The organism is Lysobacter sp. Root494, assembly GCF_001427225.1.
GTDB lineage: Bacteria > Pseudomonadota > Gammaproteobacteria > Xanthomonadales > Xanthomonadaceae > Agrilutibacter.
The window spans coordinates 148,528-168,379 of the sequence record NZ_LMFH01000001.1; the positions used below are offsets into that span (position 1 = coordinate 148,528).

The 19,852-nt window shown below is 67.1% G+C and carries 15 protein-coding genes; 6 read left to right on the forward strand and 9 right to left on the reverse strand.

The genetic code is table 11. The features are described from left to right. Window positions 1-65: 65 nt before the first annotated feature. Both ASD14_RS00590 and ttcA read right to left on the reverse strand, forming a co-directional pair. Window positions 66-971 carry a recombination-associated protein RdgC gene (locus tag ASD14_RS00590; RefSeq protein WP_056127418.1) on the reverse strand — a complete coding sequence of 302 codons (906 nt, stop codon included), beginning with the start codon at window positions 969-971 and terminating at the stop codon, window positions 66-68. A gap of 183 nt (window positions 972-1,154) precedes the next feature. Further along, a complete protein-coding gene (gene ttcA, locus ASD14_RS00595) occupies window positions 1,155-2,090 on the reverse strand; it encodes a tRNA 2-thiocytidine(32) synthetase TtcA (RefSeq protein WP_056127420.1) in 936 nt (311 codons plus the stop codon). A gap of 80 nt (window positions 2,091-2,170) precedes the next feature. Here ttcA and ASD14_RS00600 point away from each other — a divergent pair, with 80 nt between their 5' ends. Continuing rightward, a complete protein-coding gene (locus tag ASD14_RS00600) occupies window positions 2,171-2,377 on the forward strand; it encodes a YdcH family protein (protein ID WP_056128746.1) in 207 nt (68 codons plus the stop codon). 39 nt (window positions 2,378-2,416) lie between these two features. Here the strand turns inward: ASD14_RS00600 and ASD14_RS00605 are convergent, their stop codons facing one another. After that, window positions 2,417-4,849 carry a winged helix-turn-helix domain-containing protein gene (locus ASD14_RS00605; protein ID WP_162247654.1) on the reverse strand — a complete coding sequence of 811 codons (2,433 nt, stop codon included), beginning with the start codon at window positions 4,847-4,849 and terminating at the stop codon, window positions 2,417-2,419. A gap of 157 nt (window positions 4,850-5,006) precedes the next feature. Between ASD14_RS00605 and ASD14_RS00610 the strand changes: the two genes are divergently transcribed. Next, entirely contained in the window at window positions 5,007-5,681 is a 675-nt protein-coding gene (locus ASD14_RS00610) for a hypothetical protein (RefSeq protein ID WP_056127427.1), read from the forward strand. A gap of 229 nt (window positions 5,682-5,910) precedes the next feature. Continuing rightward, window positions 5,911-6,777, forward strand: a complete 867-nt coding sequence (locus ASD14_RS00615; protein WP_162247655.1) for a right-handed parallel beta-helix repeat-containing protein — start codon at window positions 5,911-5,913, stop codon at window positions 6,775-6,777. A gap of 60 nt (window positions 6,778-6,837) precedes the next feature. Here the strand turns inward: ASD14_RS00615 and plsB are convergent, their stop codons facing one another. From plsB to ASD14_RS00640, 5 genes are all read right to left on the reverse strand, one after another. Continuing rightward, window positions 6,838-9,660 carry a glycerol-3-phosphate 1-O-acyltransferase PlsB gene (gene plsB, locus ASD14_RS00620; protein ID WP_082538639.1) on the reverse strand — a complete coding sequence of 941 codons (2,823 nt, stop codon included), beginning with the start codon at window positions 9,658-9,660 and terminating at the stop codon, window positions 6,838-6,840. Window positions 9,661-9,809: 149 nt separating this feature from the next. Next, on the reverse strand, window positions 9,810-10,697 hold the full coding sequence (locus tag ASD14_RS00625; protein WP_056127433.1) for a hypothetical protein: 888 nt from the start codon (window positions 10,695-10,697) through the stop codon (window positions 9,810-9,812). A gap of 268 nt (window positions 10,698-10,965) precedes the next feature. Beyond that, the gene (locus ASD14_RS00630) at window positions 10,966-11,868 is read right to left on the reverse strand and encodes an HAD family acid phosphatase (protein ID WP_056127436.1); all 903 of its coding nucleotides are present in this window, start codon (window positions 11,866-11,868) and stop codon (window positions 10,966-10,968) included. Window positions 11,869-11,933: 65 nt separating this feature from the next. Further along, complete coding sequence (locus ASD14_RS00635; RefSeq protein WP_056127439.1) at window positions 11,934-12,425, reverse strand: GNAT family N-acetyltransferase; 492 nt, start codon at window positions 12,423-12,425, stop codon at window positions 11,934-11,936. Window positions 12,426-12,428: 3 nt separating this feature from the next. Continuing rightward, window positions 12,429-14,408: a UvrD-helicase domain-containing protein gene (locus ASD14_RS00640; RefSeq protein WP_056127441.1), complete on the reverse strand. Its 1,980-nt coding sequence runs from the start codon at window positions 14,406-14,408 to the stop codon at window positions 12,429-12,431. Here ASD14_RS00640 and ASD14_RS00645 point away from each other — a divergent pair. The 3 genes from ASD14_RS00645 to ASD14_RS00655 all read left to right on the forward strand — a co-directional run bounded on the left by ASD14_RS00645 (window position 14,292) and on the right by ASD14_RS00655 (window position 17,009). Next, entirely contained in the window at window positions 14,292-15,311 is a 1,020-nt protein-coding gene (locus ASD14_RS00645; RefSeq protein WP_162247652.1) for a sel1 repeat family protein, read from the forward strand. The genes ASD14_RS00640 and ASD14_RS00645 overlap by 117 nt on opposite strands. Before the next feature lie 101 nt (window positions 15,312-15,412). Then, entirely contained in the window at window positions 15,413-16,285 is an 873-nt protein-coding gene (locus ASD14_RS00650; RefSeq protein ID WP_056128749.1) for a hypothetical protein, read from the forward strand. Between the two features lie 94 nt (window positions 16,286-16,379). Then, on the forward strand, window positions 16,380-17,009 hold the full coding sequence (locus tag ASD14_RS00655) for a thymidine kinase (RefSeq protein WP_056127447.1): 630 nt from the start codon (window positions 16,380-16,382) through the stop codon (window positions 17,007-17,009). Window positions 17,010-17,019: 10 nt separating this feature from the next. Here ASD14_RS00655 and ASD14_RS00660 read toward each other — a convergent pair whose 3' ends face one another. Continuing rightward, complete coding sequence (locus ASD14_RS00660; protein WP_056127449.1) at window positions 17,020-19,830, reverse strand: serine/threonine-protein kinase; 2,811 nt, start codon at window positions 19,828-19,830, stop codon at window positions 17,020-17,022. Window positions 19,831-19,852: the final 22 nt, after the last annotated feature.

Below are 19,852 nucleotides of genomic sequence, written 5' to 3' on the forward strand. Positions count from 1 at the left end.
AGGCCACCGTCGTCATGCATGGATCGCAAGGTGGGCTTGAGCCCACCCCGCGTCCGCCTGTGCGCCTACGCCTCGGCCTTCGACAGCTTCAGCGCCTTCTCGAGCACGATGAACAGACGCTTCACTTCGCCGCTCATCAACGCGAAGCGCGCATCGAGTTCCGCTCGCAGGTCTTCGCGGTCGCTGGATTCGAGCTGGTCCACGGCACCGTCGAGCAGCTTGAACTTGCGCACCACCATGTCCTCGCCGAGCACGAACGACACGTGGTCGTCGAGCATCAGCGCAAGACGCGTGACCTGCTTGCCGGATTCCAGGTGCTTGGTGATCTCGTCGCTCTGCAGCTCCATGCGCTGCACCTTGACGATCGCGCCCTGGTCGATGGGATCGCGCAATTCGCATTCGTCGCCGAGGGAAAGACCTTCCGGCAACGGCTCGCCCGCGATCCAGCCGGTGAGCACGCTGCGCGGCGCGACTTCCGCATTTAGCGGCAATGCCGGGAAGCTGCCGAGCGCTCGCCGGATCTCGCTGACCACGTTCTCGCCGTTCTTGCGGCTGGAAGTGTCCACCACGGCGATGCCGTGCTCGAGGTCGAGCAGCGCGTCGGTGCGGCTGGGCTTCACGAAGGCGCGCGGCAGCAGGTCGGTGATCAACTCGTCCTTGATCCGCTTGCGCGTGCGCCCGCCGGGCTTGCGGCCTTCCTTCTGTTCGATCTCCTCGAGCTTCCTGGCGAGCATGTCGTTGACCACGCTGCCGGGCAGCAGGCGGTCTTCGCCGCCGACGGTCAGCCAGATCGCATCGCGCTGGCGCGCGGCGAGCACGTCGCTGTCGCGCCCGAACGGCGAGATGAAGCCGCGGCTGGACAGTTCGAGCGGTCCGACCGGCTTGAGCCGGCATTCGTCGAGGCCGCTGTCGAGATCGTCGAGTTTGGTGGTGGGAGGAAAGCGGAACAGCGTCAGATTGCGAAAGAACATTCAGTTTCCAGAAGATTTCTTGCTATGCGTGGTTTTATAGCGGGGCCTTGCTGCGCTGCTCTTCTGCTTGGTTGCGCAGAGGCGGAAAACAGGAGCAGGCTCTGCCCGGCAAGGCGATGAGGTCAGGGAACAAGCGGCGTCGCTGCGGCGAAGCGCGCTCCGATGGCTGACCATGGTAAGCGACTAATCGCGATCAGCCCCATCGCCATCCATCGCGTGCCGTTCACCCGCCAGCCACGCATGCGCGTCCGGGAGCGGCGCATCGCCCTGACGCCCCAGTGCGAGGAAATCGAACAGTTTCGGATCGCTCAGTTGCGATGCGCGGACGTTGCCGAGCGCGCGCGCGATGTTCTCGATGCGGCCCGGGCTGTCCTTTTCCCACGCGTCCATCATCTTCTTCACCTGCCTGCGCTGCAGGTTCTCCTGCGAGCCGCACAGGTTGCAGGGAATGATCGGGAACCGCTTCGCCTCGGCGTAGGCGGCGATGTCGTCCTCGCGCACGTAGGCGAGCGGACGGATGATCACGTGCCTGTCATCGTCGCTGAGCAGTTTGGGCGCCATCCCGCCGAGTTTCGCGTGGAAGAACAGGTTGAGGAAGAACGTCGCCACCAGGTCGTCGCGATGGTGGCCTAGCGCGATCTTCGTGAAGCCCTGTTCTTCCGCATGCGCATACAACGCACCGCGGCGCAGGCGCGAACACAGCGAGCACATGGTCTTGCCTTCGGGCACGACGCGTTTCACCACCGAATACGTGTCCTGCTCGATGATCCTGTACGGAACGCCGAGCGACTCGAGATACCCCGGCAGGATGTGCGCGGGGAAATCAGGCTGCTTCTGGTCCAGGTTCACCGCGACCAGCTCGAACTTCACCGGCGCACTGCGCTGCAGCTGCATCAGGATGTCGAGCATCGTGTAGCTGTCCTTCCCCCCGGACAGGCACACCATCACCTTGTCGCCCTCCTCGATCATCCCGAAGTCGGCGATCGCGCGGCCCACCTGGTGGCGCAGGCGCTTGGCGAGCTTGTTGGTCTCATGCGCGCGCTGGTGGGCGCGCGGGAGCGGTTCGGCGAGAGGAAGCGGGATGTTCACGAAACAGGGAAGAGACCGCGGGGCGGTCATTCTACTTCCGCTGCGACGGCAGTCCGTGGCGTCGCGGCAGCCATGACGCCGGCGCGTGGCGGCGTTAAGCTCGGCGCATGATCGAAGCCGACGATCCCGCCGAAATTGCACGCCAGCTGGCCGAGCTGCGAGTCGAGCATCGCGATCTGGATGCCGCGATTGCGCGCCTGGCGGCGGATATCGCTGCGGACGAGCTGGCGATCAAGCGCCTGAAGAAGCGCAAGCTGTGGCTCAAGGACTGCATCTCGCGCCTCGAGAGCGCGCTGATCCCCGACGAGCCGGCATAAACGCGGGCCGCGCGCCGGCAGGCAGTTCGCGGATTCGTGTCAGGGGCAGGCCGGCGTTGGCGAGGCCGTCGTGCCCGCGCACAGCGCCTTGTCGAGCGCTCGGCGCGCATCGACGGTGTAGTGATTGTCCTTGCCGAGTTGCCGTGCATAGGTGGCGTAGGCGTGCTGGAGCAGCGGCACGGCCTGCGCAGGTTGGCCACGCAGCACATGCAGCCTGGCCAGGCCCATCTCGACCTCGAGGGTGTGCGGATTGTCGGCGCCAAGCGAGGCCACCGAGCCGCGATGCGCGGCGTCCAGCGTCCGCGTTGCCTCGTCGTACCGTGCAAGCTCCAGCAGGTTCATGCCATGCAGGTACGAGAAGCGCAGCCGGGTCGGACTGTCGTGGTCGCCGAGGGCGGCGAATTCCTGTTCGATTCTCATGAACTGCTCTTCCGCCTGCGCAAAGCGCCCGGCGCGGCTGTGCAGGACGGCGAGGTTGGCGCGTGCCTTGATCAGCGCATTGCGATCGGCGGGATCGAGGGCCAGCTGCGTTGCGATGACGCCCTCGCAGGCGGGCTGGCCCGCGTCGTACTGCTCGCGCCAGATGTGCCAGTAGCAGCTCGCGCGATGCGAGAGCAGGGTGGTCTCGAGGTCGGTCAGGCCGTGCCTGGCGCGCAGCGCATTGGTCTCGTCGATGAGTTTCTTGGCTTCATCGAAGCGTGAGTTGTCGGTGAGGTCCGTCGCGAGCCGGTAGCGCGCCTGCTGCGTGCGCGGATCGTCGCGGCCCAGGTGCTTCTCGAACAGCGCGACTGCACGGCGTTCCTGCTCGATCGCCTTCGCGATCTGCATCGCTTCGCCGTACACCTGCCCGATGGTCATGCGCACGGTGGCTTCGACGACGGGCTGGTCGCGGAGGCGTTCATCGATGCGCGCGACGGCGTGGTCGATGGCTTCGCGGACGGTCGGTTCGTGGTTGCCGTCCTGCGCATAGGGCGAAGCCGCGCCCAGCACGTCCTGGTTGAAGAACCGGTTGACGGCGTCGGCGGTGGCGGCGTTCTCGTGCGCGCGGCGACTCGCGGTTTCCGTGGCGCGGCGGGCGTTCTGCAAGCGGTACTGCTGCCACAGCGACAGCACCAGAAAGGCCGACAGGACGGCCATGCCGGCAAGCAGCCAGCGACGCCGTTGCTTCAGTGCGGCCAGTTGGCGCCCCTGATGTTCGGCGACTGCGGCATGACGGCGATTGCGTTCGCGCTGTTCGCGCCGGATATCCAGCGTGCGCAGGCGCTGCGCAAGCGAACGTGCATCGATGTCGCGTCGTGCGGGGTTGGACGCTGCTGCGAGCGCGATGTCCTCGCGAAGCAGCTCATCGTCTATGTCCGCTTCCCATCCCGGTGCAAGTGGGCGGCGCAGGTCGCCGACGACAATCTGGTACGCGAGCACGCCCAGGGCGAAGATGTCGCTGCGTTGCGTCGGCATCTCGCCCGCGATCACCTCGGGGGCGAGATAGAGCAGGCTGCCCGCGCGCTGCGACAGCTGATCTGCGGCAACGCTCAGGGTGATGCCGAGTTCAGCCAGTCGCGGCGACTGCATCGCCTCGCCCGCGCCGAGGTCGGCCAGGACCACGTGCCAGCGACCCGCCGTATCGACACAGGGATACAGATTCTCGGGCTTGAGGTCCTTGTGGATCACGCCGATTTCGTGGAGCCCGGCCACCGTTTCGCATAGTTGCGCGCACAGGGTAATGCGCGCGTTCACGGGCAGCGACGACAGGCCATTGGCTGCATGTGCCCAGTCCGCTAGATGGCCCGCGGCAAAATGCGGCAGCTCAAGGAAGAACGGTGGCCGGCTGAGGTTCCACCCGATGACGGAGGCCACGTCCGGCACGTCTGCCTTTACCGCGCGGATGTAGCGGGCGAGCGACACTTCCCGTTTGAGGCTGCGCAGGCCGGCTTCGCTGGTGGCGAACTTGATCGCGCGTTCTTCGCCAGGGTGTTCTTCATCGCCGCCGGAGCGTGCAAGGAAGATCACGCCGCTGCTGCCTTCCCCCAGGCGCCGCACCAGGCGCCAGCCCTGGCGGTGTGGCACCGGATCCCCCTCGTGCAGCCGGGAGGCCTCGTGCGGATGCGCAGGGGCGCGATCATCCGCCACGGGCTGACAACTCACCGCGGCGGCCAGGCGATAGCCGTAGCCATGCACCACGCGGATCAGGTCGCCGTCCTCGCCCAGCGCCTGGCGCAGGCGACTGATTGCCTTTGCGAGGGAATTCTCGGAGACCACCCGGCCGGGCCAGCCGGCCTCAAGCAGTTCGTCCTTGGTCACTACTTCGCCGGCGTGGCGAAGCAGGGCAAGGAGGACGTCATAGCTGCTGCGGTCGAGGTCGACCGGGACATCGCCCACGCGCAGGGCGGCCACCTGCTCGTCGAGCAGGACGGTGCCGAAGCGCCAGAGTCCGGGTTGCAGCGGCACTGGCCCGTTTGCGGAATCGTTGGCCACGGCCCCCTCCGTAGCGGATGCCGACAGCATCGCGTGCGAACCGGCGCAGGACAAGCGATTCAGAACCTTTCAGAACTTTTCCCGGGACGGGAAAGACTGGCCGTGCCGTGCCGCGGTGCACTGGGTTTCGCCTATCCGTGGTTCTACAGGGGGATCCATGCAGGCCATCAACGCTATGCCAGAACCGGCGAACGGAGGGCAGCACGCGCGGCGCTGGCAGGACGTCATTGCGCTCGCGCAGGTGGGCATTGCCGAAACGCTCGCGCGCGCCATCGCCCAGGGAACCCTGACTCGCAACTGCTACCAGGATTGGCTGGCGATGGAATCGGTGGCCTGCCGTATAGGGGCCTTGTCGCTGGACGCCGTGGCCGGCTGGCATGTCAGCCAACCCGCGCTGCGCGCGACCGCGCTGGCATGGGCGCTGGAGTTGCGCGAGCACGCCCAGTTCGCCGCGCGGGACGTACGCGTCATCGATGGCATGGCGGGGGCGCCGCCACCCACGATGGCCCAGTGGCATGCATTTGTCTGCGCGGCCGCGGCCTCGCAACGCGCGGGTGAGGCGCTGGGGTCGGTGCTGCTGCACGGACATCTTTTCGCCGGGCCGATGCGCGCCGTGACCGCAACGATCCTGGAGATGCCTTTCAGTCGCGGCGGCCGGTATCTGGCGGCCAGCCTCCTCCGTGCAGCCCAGCCAGCTACAGCGCGGGAGGAACGGGAGGCTCTCTGCAATGCGTATTCGACCTCGGCGCTGGCCGTCGGGGCGCAGCGTGCCGCGGGCTGGTATCGGGCGGCCCTGTCGGTCGTTACATCCACTCCGGAGACCGCGCCGTGACCGGGCTGAATCCGGGGCGATTCAGGATGATCTTCTGGGGGCTCCTCACCTTGGCGGCCTTCGCGGTGCCGTGGTGGCTTGTGCCCGTCGAGCCGGCAGGCTCGCGAGCGATCGTCTGCAAGCCGGGAATCTCCGAGCCGATGCTCACAGAAACACGTATTTCCGGGGCCAAGACCGTCGGCGGCGCGCCTGCGGCCCTCTTACCACCGCCGCCAGGAAAAGGGGAACCATGAAGAACCTAGTTGCATTGACGTTGCTGGCCGTTTCGGCCCATGCAACCGTTGCATTCGCGCAGTCGGCGGACTGCGTCGAAATCACGGGGCTGCCGATCACCATCTCACAGCCGGGGAAGTACTGCCTGTCCCAGGGATTTACCGTGAACAGCGCCAGCATCAAGGCCATCACCATCGCCGCGAACGACGTGACGCTGGACTGCCATGGCCACACGATCCGCAACACGGCCACTTCCAATGCGGGCTCGTCCGAGGGCGTCTATGCCATGGGGCGTTCGAACGTGACGGTCAGGAATTGCCGTATCCAGGGTGGATTCACGAATGGCATTTCGCTCATCCAGGACAACACCAAGCCCACGTCGTCGTACTACAACACCATCGAGGGGAACTACGTCGCGGGCCCGTATTGGCATGGCATCCGTGCGTATGGCAGTGCCATCGAGGTAAAGGGAAACCGGATCGTGGACGTCGGGGGACAGGCCAACAACTATGCGATCGGAATCCGGTTGGCAGGATCGACCGCGGCCGGCTCCTTCAAGCTTCAGCTTGTCCACGACAATGCGGTGTGGGGAACCAACTCGCCCTACAACAACGCCTACGGCGTCATGAGCGACAGTTCGCTGGCCTCGCTGATCCGGATGAATTCGATTGTGGGAACGACGGCATCGAACCAGGCTTACCGGAGCTACGGCGTAAGAATCGCCTCCGGCACGGTGAACACCATCATCGACAACCACATCGTGGGGTCGCCGTTGGCCAATGACATCGCCATCCATACGCCAACCGGCAACAGCTGCCACGACAACACGTTGCGCTCGCCGACGCCGACCGTCGGTTGCGACGCCAGTCTCGGCAACTACTGACGCCCGGATCCGGGGGACCTGCATCGGGCGCAATGTAGTTACACCCGCTGGCCATGAGCATCAGCCCGAGGTCTCTCCGGAGCCCGGGCTGATTTTTTCGATCGTATGCCGCAGTTCGCGGCCGAGGATCACCTTGGCGTCCTTCGCCCAGGCGGCGAGGCGCTGGTCGAAGGTCAGCTTGCCGTTTTCGTCCGGCCACACCAGCCGGAGTTCGCGCAGTTTCAGGATGAAGCCGCGGAACAGCGACTTGTCGAAGAATTCCGGCGCGGCCGGTGCATACAGCAGCGACAGGCGTTGCGCGGCGAGGTGGCAGAGGCTTTCCAGCTCTCCCGAGCTGAGCGTACCCGGGCCGTTTTTCGCCAGCACCGAGATGGCGATGTAGTAGCGCTCGAACGCCTGCTGCAGCGAATGGCCGATGGCGCGCAGGCGGAAGACTTCGTCGGTCTGTCCCGCGTTGCGCGCGAGGATGCCGCCGTCGTCGTCGCTCACGCGTTCCAGCAGCCCTTCGCGCACGAACAGGTCGATCGTGCGGGCCAGGCGTTCGCCGAATTCGTCCTCGCCCCACGGCAGGAACAGTTCGGCCTGCAGGAACGGATATACGTTGCGGCCCAGCTCCAGCACGCGCGTCAGGCTCATGCGGCGGTTGTGCTGGAAGCAGCACGCGATCCACGCCGCGGCGGTGAACAGGTGCAGCACGTTGTTGCGGAAGTAGCTGAGCAGCACCGCCTTTTCATCATCGACGCCGAGCACGTCGCCGAGCGGATGCTTCGTCCGCTCCAGCACGTTGATCTCTTCGCCGTGGGCGATGATCTGCTCGGGCGTGTGCGGGGTGACGGTGACGCGTTCGGAGTACGGGAGGTCGGCGAGCAGCTTCTGCGACAGCGCGATCTGCGCGCGCAGGTCGGCTTCGCCCATCGCGTGCTTGGGCGTCGACAACAGCGCCAGCGCGAGCAGGTTGATCGGGTTCACGTCCGCGGCGCGGTTGATGTTGACGTTGATCTTCTGCGCGAGCGCATCGACGGTATCGGCGAGCCACTTGGGCTTTTCGTCTTCCGACACCGGCTTGCCGTCCCACTCGGGCGCGTGCTGCGCGAGCACGTCGTTGAGGCGGATGGCTTCGCCGAAGTTCACCACGACCTGGCCGTAGTTGCTGCGCAGCACTTTCGGGATGCCCATCAGCAGCTGCCAGACCGATTCCTTTTCCTTGGGCTTGCCGGTGAGTTCGTCGAGGTAGCTGTTGCCTTCCATCAGCTTCTCGTAGCCGATGTACACCGGCTGGAACAGCACCGGTCGCGTGGGCTGGCGCAGGAAGCCGCGCACGGTCATCGAGATCATGCCGCCCTTGGGCTGCAGCAAACGGCCGGTGCGTGAGCGCCCGCCTTCGGTGAAGTACTCGATCGAGTAGCCGCCCGCGACGAGCTGCGCGACGTATTCGCTCAGCACCGCCGAATACAGCGCGCTGCCGCGGATGCTGCGGCGGATGTAGAACGCGCCGCCCTTGCGCAGGATCGAACCCACGACGGGCAGGTTGAGGTTCACGCCGGCGACGATGTGCGGCGGCACCACGCCCTTGGTGTAGAGGAGGTAGCTCAGCAGCAGGTAATCCATGTGGCTGCGGTGCGAGGGCACGTAGATCACTTCGTTGCCCGGTGCTTCCTGCTTGAGTTTTTCCAGGTGGTGCACGAGCACGCCGCGATAGATGCGGTTCCACACCGTGGTCAGCAGGAAGCTGGCCGAACGCACCACCGGATGCGAGTAGTCGGCGGCGATTTCGTAGGCGAAACCGTGCGCCTTCTTCCACGCTTCGGTGAGCGAGGTCTTGTCGCGCGCGGCCTGGTCGGCGATGGCTTCCTTCACCGATTGCGAGGCGAGCACGCTGTCGACCAGCAGGCGGCGCGTCGACAGGTCGGGGCCGATCACCGCCGTGCGCAGGCGCTGGAAGTGCGTGCGCAACACGCGCGACAGCTTGCGCACGGTGCGCTCGGGCGGGAGGCCTTCGTCGATCGCGGCACGCACGGATACGGGCGGGGCGAACTGCACCAGCGTGTCGCGGCCGTTGAGCGCGATCGCGAGCAGGCGGCGGAAGCGGCCGACCAGCGTCCAGTTTTCCGAGAACAGCACCGAGAACCAGCCGCTGCTCTTGTCGGGCGAGCGGCCGACGAAGATCGACACGGGCACGAGTTGCACGTCGAGTTCGGGCTGCGCCCGGTGCGCTTCGAGCAGGCGCGCGAGCGAACCCGAATGCGTCTTCGCCGGCGGCGGCGAGGCGACCGTCGGCGTGCCGGTGATGGTTTCGGTGATCGTGCCGGTGATGGTGTCGGCGAGCGGTGCCAGCGTGCTGGCATTGCGCCGCGACAGCGCGAGGTAGGCGCGCTTGCGGCCGACCGGATCGCCCGGCAGCGTCTGCAGGGGCGAGGGCAGGCCGGCTTCGCGGCAGGCGCGTTCGAGGATCAGCGCGTTGGAGAGGCCGTAGTCCTCGAGGACATAGCAGACCAGACGCCCGTCGAGCGAGGCGATGTGATCGGCGGGGGATTCGGGTTCGATCTTCAGGTCGACCCAGGGATCGAGCAACCAGCCCATCAGCTTCGCCCACAGCGGACGGCGCGCGGCGGGAAGCGGACGCGGATCGGCGGCGAAGCCGGGCGCCGGGGGGATCGGCAGTTCGGTTTGCGCCGGATCGGGCTCGACCACGTCCGCATGGTGCCCGGAGGCGGCCTCGGGTGCCCCTTCGAACGAGGCGTCGGCCGGGCGTGACGGTTCGGCCGGCACCGCAGGCGCGCCCACGGCTTCACCGCTGGCGGCGGGCGCAGGGCGATCGGAGGACGCTGGCGGCTGCGGGCGAGTCGGTTCGTCGTCCGGGAAAAGGGAGGTCTGGTTCGGCATCGGGGGGATTATGGCCGCCTGCGGCGCATCTGGGCACGTCGGCATGAATGGTGGCGCGGTAGCAGGCAGGCAATGGTCGAAGTAGTGCGGCCGCAAACGCAAAGCCGGCGCGTTCGCCGACGTTGTGGTTTCCAGTGGGCCGCGGGTCGCTACTTGGCAGCAGGTCGGGCCGGTGCCGACGCTTCCGCTTCAGCCCGCCGCAACAGGTCGCTCAGGTACCAACGGCCCGCCCGGCGCTCGACCCGCACGAAGGCATCGATCGGCTGCCCGGCCAGCGTGTACTGCAGCCGCACCCGGGCCTGGTCGCCGGTCTGCTCGGCGAGGGTCACCCGCATGCCTGCGAGCGCCGCATCGAAGTCCAGCCCGTACTGCTGCGCGAGCATCCGTTCCAGACGCACGAAGAACGGCGAAAGCCGCTGCAGGCTGCGCTCCATCCCGGCCCGGCGCAGGCCGTCGGCACCGCCGAGACCGGTCGAGCGCGCGGCGAGGGTCACCTGCGGGATCACCTGGCGCGCGCGCTGCGCATCGCCGAGCGGCGCGCGCTGGCCCCATGCCGCGAGCGCCGCGACGAGCTGGCGGTAGTGGTCGCGTTCGATCTCGCTGTACGCCGCCTCGTTGGCGACGTATTGAGCCGTGAACAGTCCCAGCGTCTTCGCCGCGGTGCGGATTTCCGTATTCGCCCCGGCGAACTGGCGGCGATAGGTCGCCAGCAGCTTCTGTTCCGAGCGCGGCTCGGCGAGTGCGGTGAGGAAGCCCTGGAATTTGTTGTCCAGCGGCAGCTCGGTGAGCGGCCAAAGCGTGGCGCCTTCGCCCCAGGCCGCTTCGAGCCGCGCGTGCAGTTCGGGCGGAACGGCGTGGCGCGCGTAGCCGGCAAGGTCGTCGCGGCGGAGGTCGTCGACAAGTTGTTGCACGGCCTGCGCCGGCAACAGTGGCGTCGCCGGCGTTCGCGTCGGTGGCGCAACACGCTCGCAGCCGCCGGCAAGGACGAACAGGGCGAGCAGGGCGCCGGTGAGGACGCGTCGGATCGAGATGGGCATGGCCGGATGCAGTTTCCCCTGACGCCGGAGTGTCGCGGGCAGAAGCGGCAGGGGCAAGACGAACCGGTCGCGGTTCGCAGCCGTGGTTGGCGGTGGGAGCCGGCGGGAAGTCCGGGCAAAGAAAAGGGAGGCCGATGGGGCCTCCCGCAATCCGGCCGAGGCCGGTGGACTTGGTTGTGGCGTTGTTCCGGCAAGGCCGGACGGGATCAGGCTAACCGCATTCCAAAGTTGATGCAACACATGAATTTATGCCGCATAACACCTTGATTTATCTGGAGCCATCATCCAGCGCCGCTTCCTTGGCGGCGCGGCGTGCGCCGGCGGCCTGCGACCATTCGTTGCCAAACAGCGCGGGTTCCCAGCTGCCGTAGACGGGATTGGGGAGCGGCCACCAGCGGACCCCGATCCAGTCCATGTAGGGCGCGATCGCGGCGCGGCGGCCTTCCGGCGTGTTGGCCAGGATCTGCACGAAGTCGCCCACCTGGTCGCCGAACTGCATCAGCACGCGGTAGTTGCCGGCGACGAGCTGGCGCCGGCAGGTCTTCTCCGAGCCGTTCTGCTCGCAGCCGTCGACCACCGTGCCGAGGCCGAGGAACTGGCTGGCGTCCTTCAGCGGGAAGCCGGCCTCGCGCAGGTTCGCGACCGTGGCATCGGCGAGGCTTGCGTCGCGATTGCTGATGTAGAAGACGGTGACGCCGCGCGCCGCCGCGGCGTTGAGGAACTCGGTCGCGCCCGGCAGCGGCTTCGCCTTGCGCTCGTTCACCCACGCGCCCCAGGCGGCCTCGTCGAAGCCGCGGCGTTCGCGGATCTGCCGCACCTGGCTGGGCGAGTTGTCGAGCACGGTCTCGTCGACGTCGACGATGATCGCTGGCGGCAGCTTCGACACATCGTTGTTGCGCTCGTCCTTCGGCAGTGCGTCCCAGCCCTTGTCTTTCAGTGCGGCGTCGAGGCGCTGGCCGGCGGCGCGATAGATCGCGGTGTAGACGAGGTCGCGCTCGACGGAAGTCTGGAACCACGCGGTGGCGTTGAGGCTGTCGTCGGCGGGCGGGTCCTGCCCGGTTTCCGCGGCAGCAACCGGTGCCGGCGTAGCGTCGGCCGTCGCGGCCTGATGGGTAGCGCAGCCCCCGAGCAGGATGGTGGCGACAAACAGGGCGAGTGCGTGGGAGCGCATGCGAATACCGGATCCGGAAAATCGCGCGAGTGTAGCCGAGCGCGAAGGCATGCCGATGTCCGCGCTCAGGGCGTTGCGATCTGCAACGAGACCTGCTTTGTGCCTTCGGCCACCCACTGCTTACCGACTTCGCGGAAGCCGAAACGTTCATGGAAACGGCTCGAAGCGTGGTTGAAAGGTTCGATGTAGAACTCGCAGGCGATCGCATCGACGCCACGCTCGCGGGCGAAGCCGAACAGATCCTCGTACAGCCGCTGTCCCAGTCCGCGTCCCTGGTGGCTCGCTGCCACCGCGATGCGGTCGACATAAAGAAGCCGCGGCAGGCGTGCGGCGTGCCACAGGTAATTGGGGCTGTCGTAATCCGCGCCCTCCGCGAACACGAGCAGGAACGCCACGACGGCTTCGTTCTCGCACGCCACCCTGTGGTACGCCGCCTGCGCATGCAGGTGCGCGAGCCGTGCGCCGTCGAGCGGACTCAGCAGCGCCTCGGATTCGAGGTTCAGCGCAAGGATCGCCGGGAAATCGGCAGGCGTTGCATCGCGAATCGCGATCGCCATCGGTCAACCCTCGAGCAGCGCCTTGATCGCCGCGAAACCCGCGCTCGCGCGTTCCTGCTTGCGCGCCGCATCCGCCACCGGATCAGCACCATCGCGCTGCAGTTCGGTGGTGGGCAGTTCGTCGAGGAAGCGGCTCGGTTTCAGGCGCATCTTGTCCCCCCAGCGCGAGGCCTCGCGCGAATGCGACAGCCACAGCTGTTCCTTGGCGCGGGTGATGCCGACGTAGAGCAGGCGACGTTCCTCGTCGAGGCTGCCTTCCTCCAGCGCCATGTCATGCGGCAGCGTGCCGTCCTCGCAACCGATGATGAAGACGTAGCGGAACTCCAGTCCCTTCGCGCCGTGCATCGACATCAGCCGCACCTGGTTGCCGGCGTCGCCCTTGTCCGCATGCGAAAGCAATGCAAGCTGCGCCGCAAGTTCACCCGGGCCGGAACCCTTGCCGCCTTCGAACCAGCCGGCGAGTTCCTCGAGGTTTTCCTTGCGTCGCTGGAAGCTGGCTTCGTCCTTGCACTGCAGGCGGATGGCCGCAAGCATTCCCGATTTCTCACCGAGCACGCGCACCAGTTCGGCCGGCGTCAGGCGCGTCGCATCGGAGCGCAGCGAACGTACGATGCCCATGAAGCCGTCGAGCGCATTCGCCGCACGCGGCGCGAGCTGCTTGAGCGCGCCGACCGACTCGGCCGCGCGCGACATCGGCATGTGTTGGCCATGCGCCAGTTCGGCGAGCTTCGACAGCGTGGTCGCGCCGACTTCGCGCTTGGGCGCCTGCACCGCGCGCAGGAACGCGGCGTCGTCGTCGGGGTTGGCGACCAGGCGCAGCCATGCGAGCGTGTCCTTCACTTCCTGGCGTTCGAGAAACGCGGTGCCGCCGCTGAGGTGGTATGGGATGCGTAGCAGCTGCAGCGCCTTTTCCAGCGGACGCGACTGGTGGTTGCCGCGGAACAGGATGCAGAAGTCGCTCCACGGCGCCGCGTTCTTCTGCGCGATGAAATGAATTTCGGATGCGACCTTCTCCGCTTCGTGCGCGGCATCGCGGCATTCCCACACGCGGATGCGTTCGCCGTCGGGCTGGTCGCTCCACAGCGTCTTCGGGTATTCGTGGAAGTTGTGGGCGATCAGCGCATTCGCGGCACGCAGCACGCGGTTGCTGCAGCGGTAGTTCTGCTCGAGCTTGATGATTTCCAGCGCCGGATAATCCTTGCCCAGCTGCAGCAGGTTGTCCGGATTCGCGCCGCGCCAGGCGTAGATCGACTGGTCGTCGTCGCCCACGCAGGTGAACAGGCCCTTCTCGCCCGCGAGCGCTTTCAGCAGGCGGTACTGCGCGTCGTTGGTGTCCTGGCATTCGTCGACGAGCAGGTAGCCGATGCGTTCGCGCCACGCGAGGCGCAGCTCTTCCTCGGCTTCCAGCAGCCGCACCGGCAGGCGGATCAAGTCGTCGAAGTCGACCGCGTTGAAAGTGGTGAGACGCTGCTGGTACTTGCCGTAGAGGATCGCGGCTTCCATCTCGCGCGGACTCTGCGCGGCGGCGAGTGCTTCTTCCGGCGACAGCCCCGCGTTCTTCGCGCGCGAGATCAGGTTGCGCGCGTTGTCGAGCACGTCCGGCTTACTGCCCGGCGGCAGCAGGTCCTTCAATTGCGCGCCGGTGTCGTCGCTGTCGAACACGCTGAAGCCGCGGCGCAGGCCGGCCTTCGCATGTTCGATCTGCAGGAACTTCAGTCCGAGCGCGTGGAAAGTGCAGATCGTCAGCCCTTCGCCCGCATCGCCCCTGATCCGCTTGGCGATGCGCTCCTTCATCTCGCGCGCCGACTTGTTGGTGAAGGTGATCGCCGCGATGCGTTTCGCCGGCATGCGTCCCGATGAAATCAGGTGCGCGATCTTTTCGATGATCACGCGCGTCTTGCCGCTGCCCGCGCCGGCGAGCACGAGGAGTGGGCCATCGGTGTGCAGAACGGCGGCGCGTTGGGGAGGGTTGAGGCCGTGCATGGAGACTTCCGTATAGGTCGTCAGTTTACCTTGGGCTCCCGCGATAACTCGCTAAGCTGTCCGTCAACTTTTGACCAATTGAAGAAAGGGATGTCGATGCAGCGCACCTGTTGGACACTTGCGGTTTCCCTGGCGCTGCTGTTGCCTTCGACCGCGAGCGCGGCGCAGAACAAGGACATTCCGCCCGATCCGGTGAGCGATCCGCTGCTCATCACGGCCGGGTTCCTGAATCACCACCAAGATCTGAAGTACCGCTTGCTAGGCATCGAGGCGTACAACAAGCAGGACTTCGAAAACGCGCTGCGCTTCTTTCGTCGCGCGAGCTACTTTGCGGACAAGCCGTCGCAGGGCATGGTGGCCGAGATGTACTGGAAGGGTGAAGGCACGCCGGTGAATCGTCCGATGGCCTATGCGTGGATGGACCTCGCCGCCGAGCGCAGCTACCGGGGCTTCCTTTTACTGCGGGAACGCTACTGGAATGACCTGACCGGGGCGGAGCGCGAGCGCGCCGTTGCCGAAGGGCAGGTAATCTACGCGCGGTTCGGCGATGCCGCCGCCAAGCCGCGATACGAGGCGGAGCTCCGGCGCGGAAGGAAGAGCATGGTGGGCAGCCGCACGGGGTTCGCCGGCACAGTGCGGATCGAAGTGCCCGGCCCGGCCGGCTCGCAGTCGATCGATGGATCGAAGTTCTACGACGAGCGCTACTGGGATGCGAAGAAGTACTGGGCATGGCAGGACGCGATATGGGCAAGGCCGCGCGTGGGAAAGGTCAGCGTGGGCGAAGTGGAAGCGGTGAAGAACGCCGCGCCCTCGCGAATTCCCGGCACCGCGCCCGACATCGATGCGCCTGTTCCGGAAGTGCCGCAGGAGCCTGCGGTGCCCGCACCGGTGGATACGCCATGACGCCTGCCGATTGAAGACCCTCACCAGCTGCGGCATTGTTCGGGCATCGCCCTGATGCCGCCGCCATGACATACGAAGGTTCGCCAGGCACGCAACGCGCGATGCGCATCGGCCTGGTCGCCAACAGCCTGCACTACACCGCCCCGGACGCCGCGCTGTTCCGCTGGCTGCGCGCGTGCGAGCCAGGCATTCGCGAACTGGACCTCGGCCTGCATGTCGTCGGCCGCACCCACGATGCAATCGTGGCCGAAGGCATGCTGGCGGGCTACGCGGGCTTGCGCCGGTATCCCTACGGTCGTGATGGCGGCCTGATGAAGCTGGTCGCCGAAGTCGTCGGCCTGGACGAGGAACGCACGCTGGATGGCGCGATCTACCTGCTCAATCCAGTCACGCCGTCATCGGTGTTTCCCGAAGCGACGGCGCTCAAGCGCCAGTGCGTGATCCACGGCAAGCCATTCGTCTCGACGCTGGCGGGTGCGCGCGACTGGATCGAGATGGAGCGCATCCACGCGGGCTTCGCCCCCGATCCCGATGCCGACCGTTTCTACGCACTGGAACAGCAGACGCTCGCCCTGATCGCGCACGATGCGATGAAGCCGCAGATGCAGGCCTTCGCCGACGCGCATTTCGACGTGCTGTCGCGCTTCGCCCATCGCGTCGCCACAGGTACCACCGGGCAGATGCTCAACGAACTGGCGTGGAGACGCGGCTGGCCGCAGGACCGACCCTGGGCGGAGCGTTACCGCAGCGGCCCGATGGGCGGCGATGCGCAGATCGCCGACCTCGTCCTCGAGGGACGCTGCCATCGCGCGATCTTCTTCGAGGATCCGCATGTCGCACGCCAGCACGAAGCCGATATCCAGCTGCTCGAGCGCGCGGTGACCACGGTCACCGACAACGCGGTCTGCTTCACCTCGCCGCAGGTGGCGGCGCGATGGGTCGAGGCGGTAAGCAAGCGCGCCGCGTCTCCGTAGCGCCGCGCCTGCGCGATACTCCATCGCGGGAGTGCACCGCGAAGCGCACCCGCACGCGCCGCGCACCGGTCCGGCGCTGCCTTAAACTGCGCACATGGCCAAGCTCTACTTCTACTACTCGGCGATGAATGCCGGGAAGACCACGACCCTGCTGCAGTCCGCACACAATTATCGCGAACGCGGGATGCGCGTGCTGATCCTCACGCCGCGCCTGGATGATCGCGCGGGCAGCGGGACGGTGGCCTCCCGCATCGGCCTGAAGGCCGCGGGACATGCGTTCGGGCGTGGCGACGATCTGGAGCAGTTGATACGCAGCGACATTGCCGCGCACGGCAAGCTGGATTGCGTGCTGGTCGACGAGGCGCAGTTCCTCGGCAAGGCGCAGGTGTGGCAGCTCAGCGAAGTCGTCGATGCTTTGCGCGTGCCGGTGCTCTGTTACGGGCTGCGTACCGACTTCCGCGGCGAGCTGTTCGAAGGGAGCCAGTACCTGCTGGCGTGGGCGGACGAGCTCAACGAGATCAAGACGATCTGCCACAGCGGCAAGAAGGCGACGATGACCGTGCGCGTCGACGACGCGGGTCGCGCGGTGCAGCAGGGCCCGCAGGTGGAGATCGGCGGCAACGAGCGCTATGTGTCGGTGTCGCGCGCCGAGTTCAAGAAGGTGATGCGCGGCGAGAGCGCGGTCGAGGGATTGCCGGAACTGCAGCAGCCTTCGCTGCTGTAGGTCACCGCAGTCATCCGCACGCGGCGCGGATCGCACGCACCTCGCGCAGCACGGAACCGCCTTCGGGCATCGTCGCCTGCATGTCGCGGGCGATCGCATCGAGGTTGGCGCGCGCGCCCGCCGCGTCGTGCGTGCAGCGTGTTTCGGCGAGGTAGGCCTGGGCGAGCCAGCGTGTCTTGTTCAGTTCGGCATTCGCCGCGGACCCGCTACCTATCCCGATCAGGCGCTGCACGGCCTTCGCATCGCCATCGGCCGCAAGCAGGCGCGCCTGCGACAGTTCGGCGCGCAGCGTATGCGTATGCGCGGTGCCATAGCCGGAGCGGGTGATCGCGACCGCCGAGCGGAGCATGGCCCTGGCCTGTTCCGGGCGCCCCAGCGTCGCAGCGACCACGCCCATGAGGCGATCGGTGTCGCCGACGATCCCATGGCTCGCACCGAACTGCTCCACGCGCAGCCGCCGGGATTCTTCGAGCAACGGCCATGCGTCGTCGTCGAAGCCGGCCTCGTGCATCACCATTGCCTGGTTGAACAAGCCGGCCGCGAGCAGGCCCTTGTCGGCTCCCTTCCGCCAGATCGAGACCGCGCGCGCCAGGGCGGGCATTGCGGCATCGAAGTCGCCGCGTTCCCACGCGGTGATGCCCAGGCTGTTGTAGTTGCGCGCGACGTCGGGATGGTCCTCTCCCAGTCGGGACACGAGCCAGGCCTGCGTCTCGGTGAATTCGCGCTGCGCTTCGGCGTAGCGACCCTGGTCGACATGCAGTGCGGCCAGCTGGCGCCTGGCATCGACTCCGGCGCGGCTGTCGCTGCCCTGCAATTGCACCGACAGCATCGCGGCCTGTTCGCAGTCGCGCTCGGCGAACGTTTCGTTGCCTTGCGCGCGATACACGGCGCACCGGCTGCGCAGGATGTTCACGGCGAGGGGATGGCGTGCACTCACGTGTTCGCGCAGGCGGTCCAGCGCTGCGTCGTAGCCGCGCAGCGCCGCTGCGTTATCGCCCGTATCGGCATGCAGGCTGGCCAGGTCGATCAGGTTCTCGACGATGCCCACCTCGTCGGAAGGCGATTCGCGACGCACCGCCAGCGCGCGTTCGTACATCTGCCGCGCGCCCTGCTGTTCGCCCGCGGCGCGGCGGCAGCGGCCCAACTGCGAATAGAACTGGCTGGCCTGCGCAGGCAGCTGCGCTTCCTCGCTGCGCGCGAGGCCGAGCGAAGGCTGCATCAGGTCCAGGCACAACAGCGCCTTGCCCTGCAGGGCGAGCAGCTGTCCGCGCAACGCGAGCGATTCGAGTTGCAGGCTGTCGGGAATGTCGCGCGCGCCATCGACGATCGCGGCCTGGCGCCGCAGCAGCTCCGCGGCTTCGCGGTAGTCGCCCAGGCCCAGGCGCAACCGCGCGAGCAGGCCAAGCAACTCGGCGCGCGTGCGTGGCTGCCGGCTGGGCTCGGCCTGGTCGCGCGCCTCGGCGGCCGCCAGCAGGCTGCGCAGGTCGGTGGCCTTGCCCGGCGCACCGCCAGCCTGTTCGAACAGGCCGACCATGAAGTCCTGCATCGCCTGCGCGCGCGCGGCTTCGGCCAGCGCCTGTCGCGCCTGCCATGCCACCAGCGTGATCGAAAGGCCGAGCACGAGCGTCACCATCACCGCGGTCGCCAGTGCCCAGCGGTGACGCGCGACGTACTTGCGAAATCGGTAGGCGACGCCCTGCGAACGAGCGAGCACCGGCCGGCCATCCTCGTAGCGGCGCAGGTCCAGGGCCAGTGCTTCGGCCGAGGGATAGCGTTGCTCGGACTTCTTCGACAACGTCTTCAACACGATGTTGTCGAGATCGCCACCCAGCACGCGCGCCCGCCGGCGCAACGCCGCCACCTGTCCGGGATCTTCGGACGTATCGCCTTCGATCCGCCGCTGCACGGTCTGCGATGGCCGCAGCGGGTCGGTAAGCAGGATCGCTTCTTCCCACGCCGCATCGCTCTCGCGCTTGAGGCGATACGGCTTGCGATCGGTGAGCAGTTCGTACAGCACGACGCCGAGCGAATACACGTCGGTCATCGTCGTGACCGGCTCGCCGCGGATCTGCTCGGGCGCGGCGTAGTGCAGGGTGAAGGCGCGCACGCCGGTGCGCGTCTGTTCGATGATGGGGGCTTCGCTGTCAAGCAGCTTGGCGATGCCGAAATCCAGCAGCCGCACTTCGCCGGCCGGCGTGACCAGGATGTTCGACGGCTTGAGGTCGCGGTGCACGATCAGGTTGGCGTGCGCGTGGCTTACCGCGTCGCAGACCTGCTGGAACATGTGCAGCCGCTGCGCGACGGGAATGTCGAGTGCGCTGCAATAGTCGGTGATCGGTTCGCCGTCCACGTACTCGAGCGCGAGGTAAGGCACGCCTTCGGTGGTGACGCCGGCATCGAGCAGGCGCGCGATGTGCGGATGCGCGAGGCGCGCGAGGATCTGCCGTTCGCGGGTGAAGCGCAGGCGCAGGTTGGTGTCGGTGAGGCCGGGCCGTAGCAGCTTCAGCGCGACACGGCGCTGGTACAGGCCATCGGCGCGCGACGCCAGCCACACCTGGCCCATGCCGCCTTCACCGAGCAGGCGGTCGAGCCGGTACGGGCCGATGACCGTGCCCGGCTGCGCACCCGGGCGCGGGGGCACCAGCGGTTCGGCGAGGAAGTCGCAACGCTCGTCTTCGAGCGCGATGAGTTCTTCGAGCTCGGCGGTGAGCGCGGGGTCTTCACTGCGCATTTCACGCAGGCGTTCGGCGCGCGCTTCCTGTGGCAGCTCGAACAGCGAGTCGAGCAGCGGGGAGAGGCGGAGCCAGCGCTCGGGATCCATGGTCGTTATTGTTGCCCGTTGC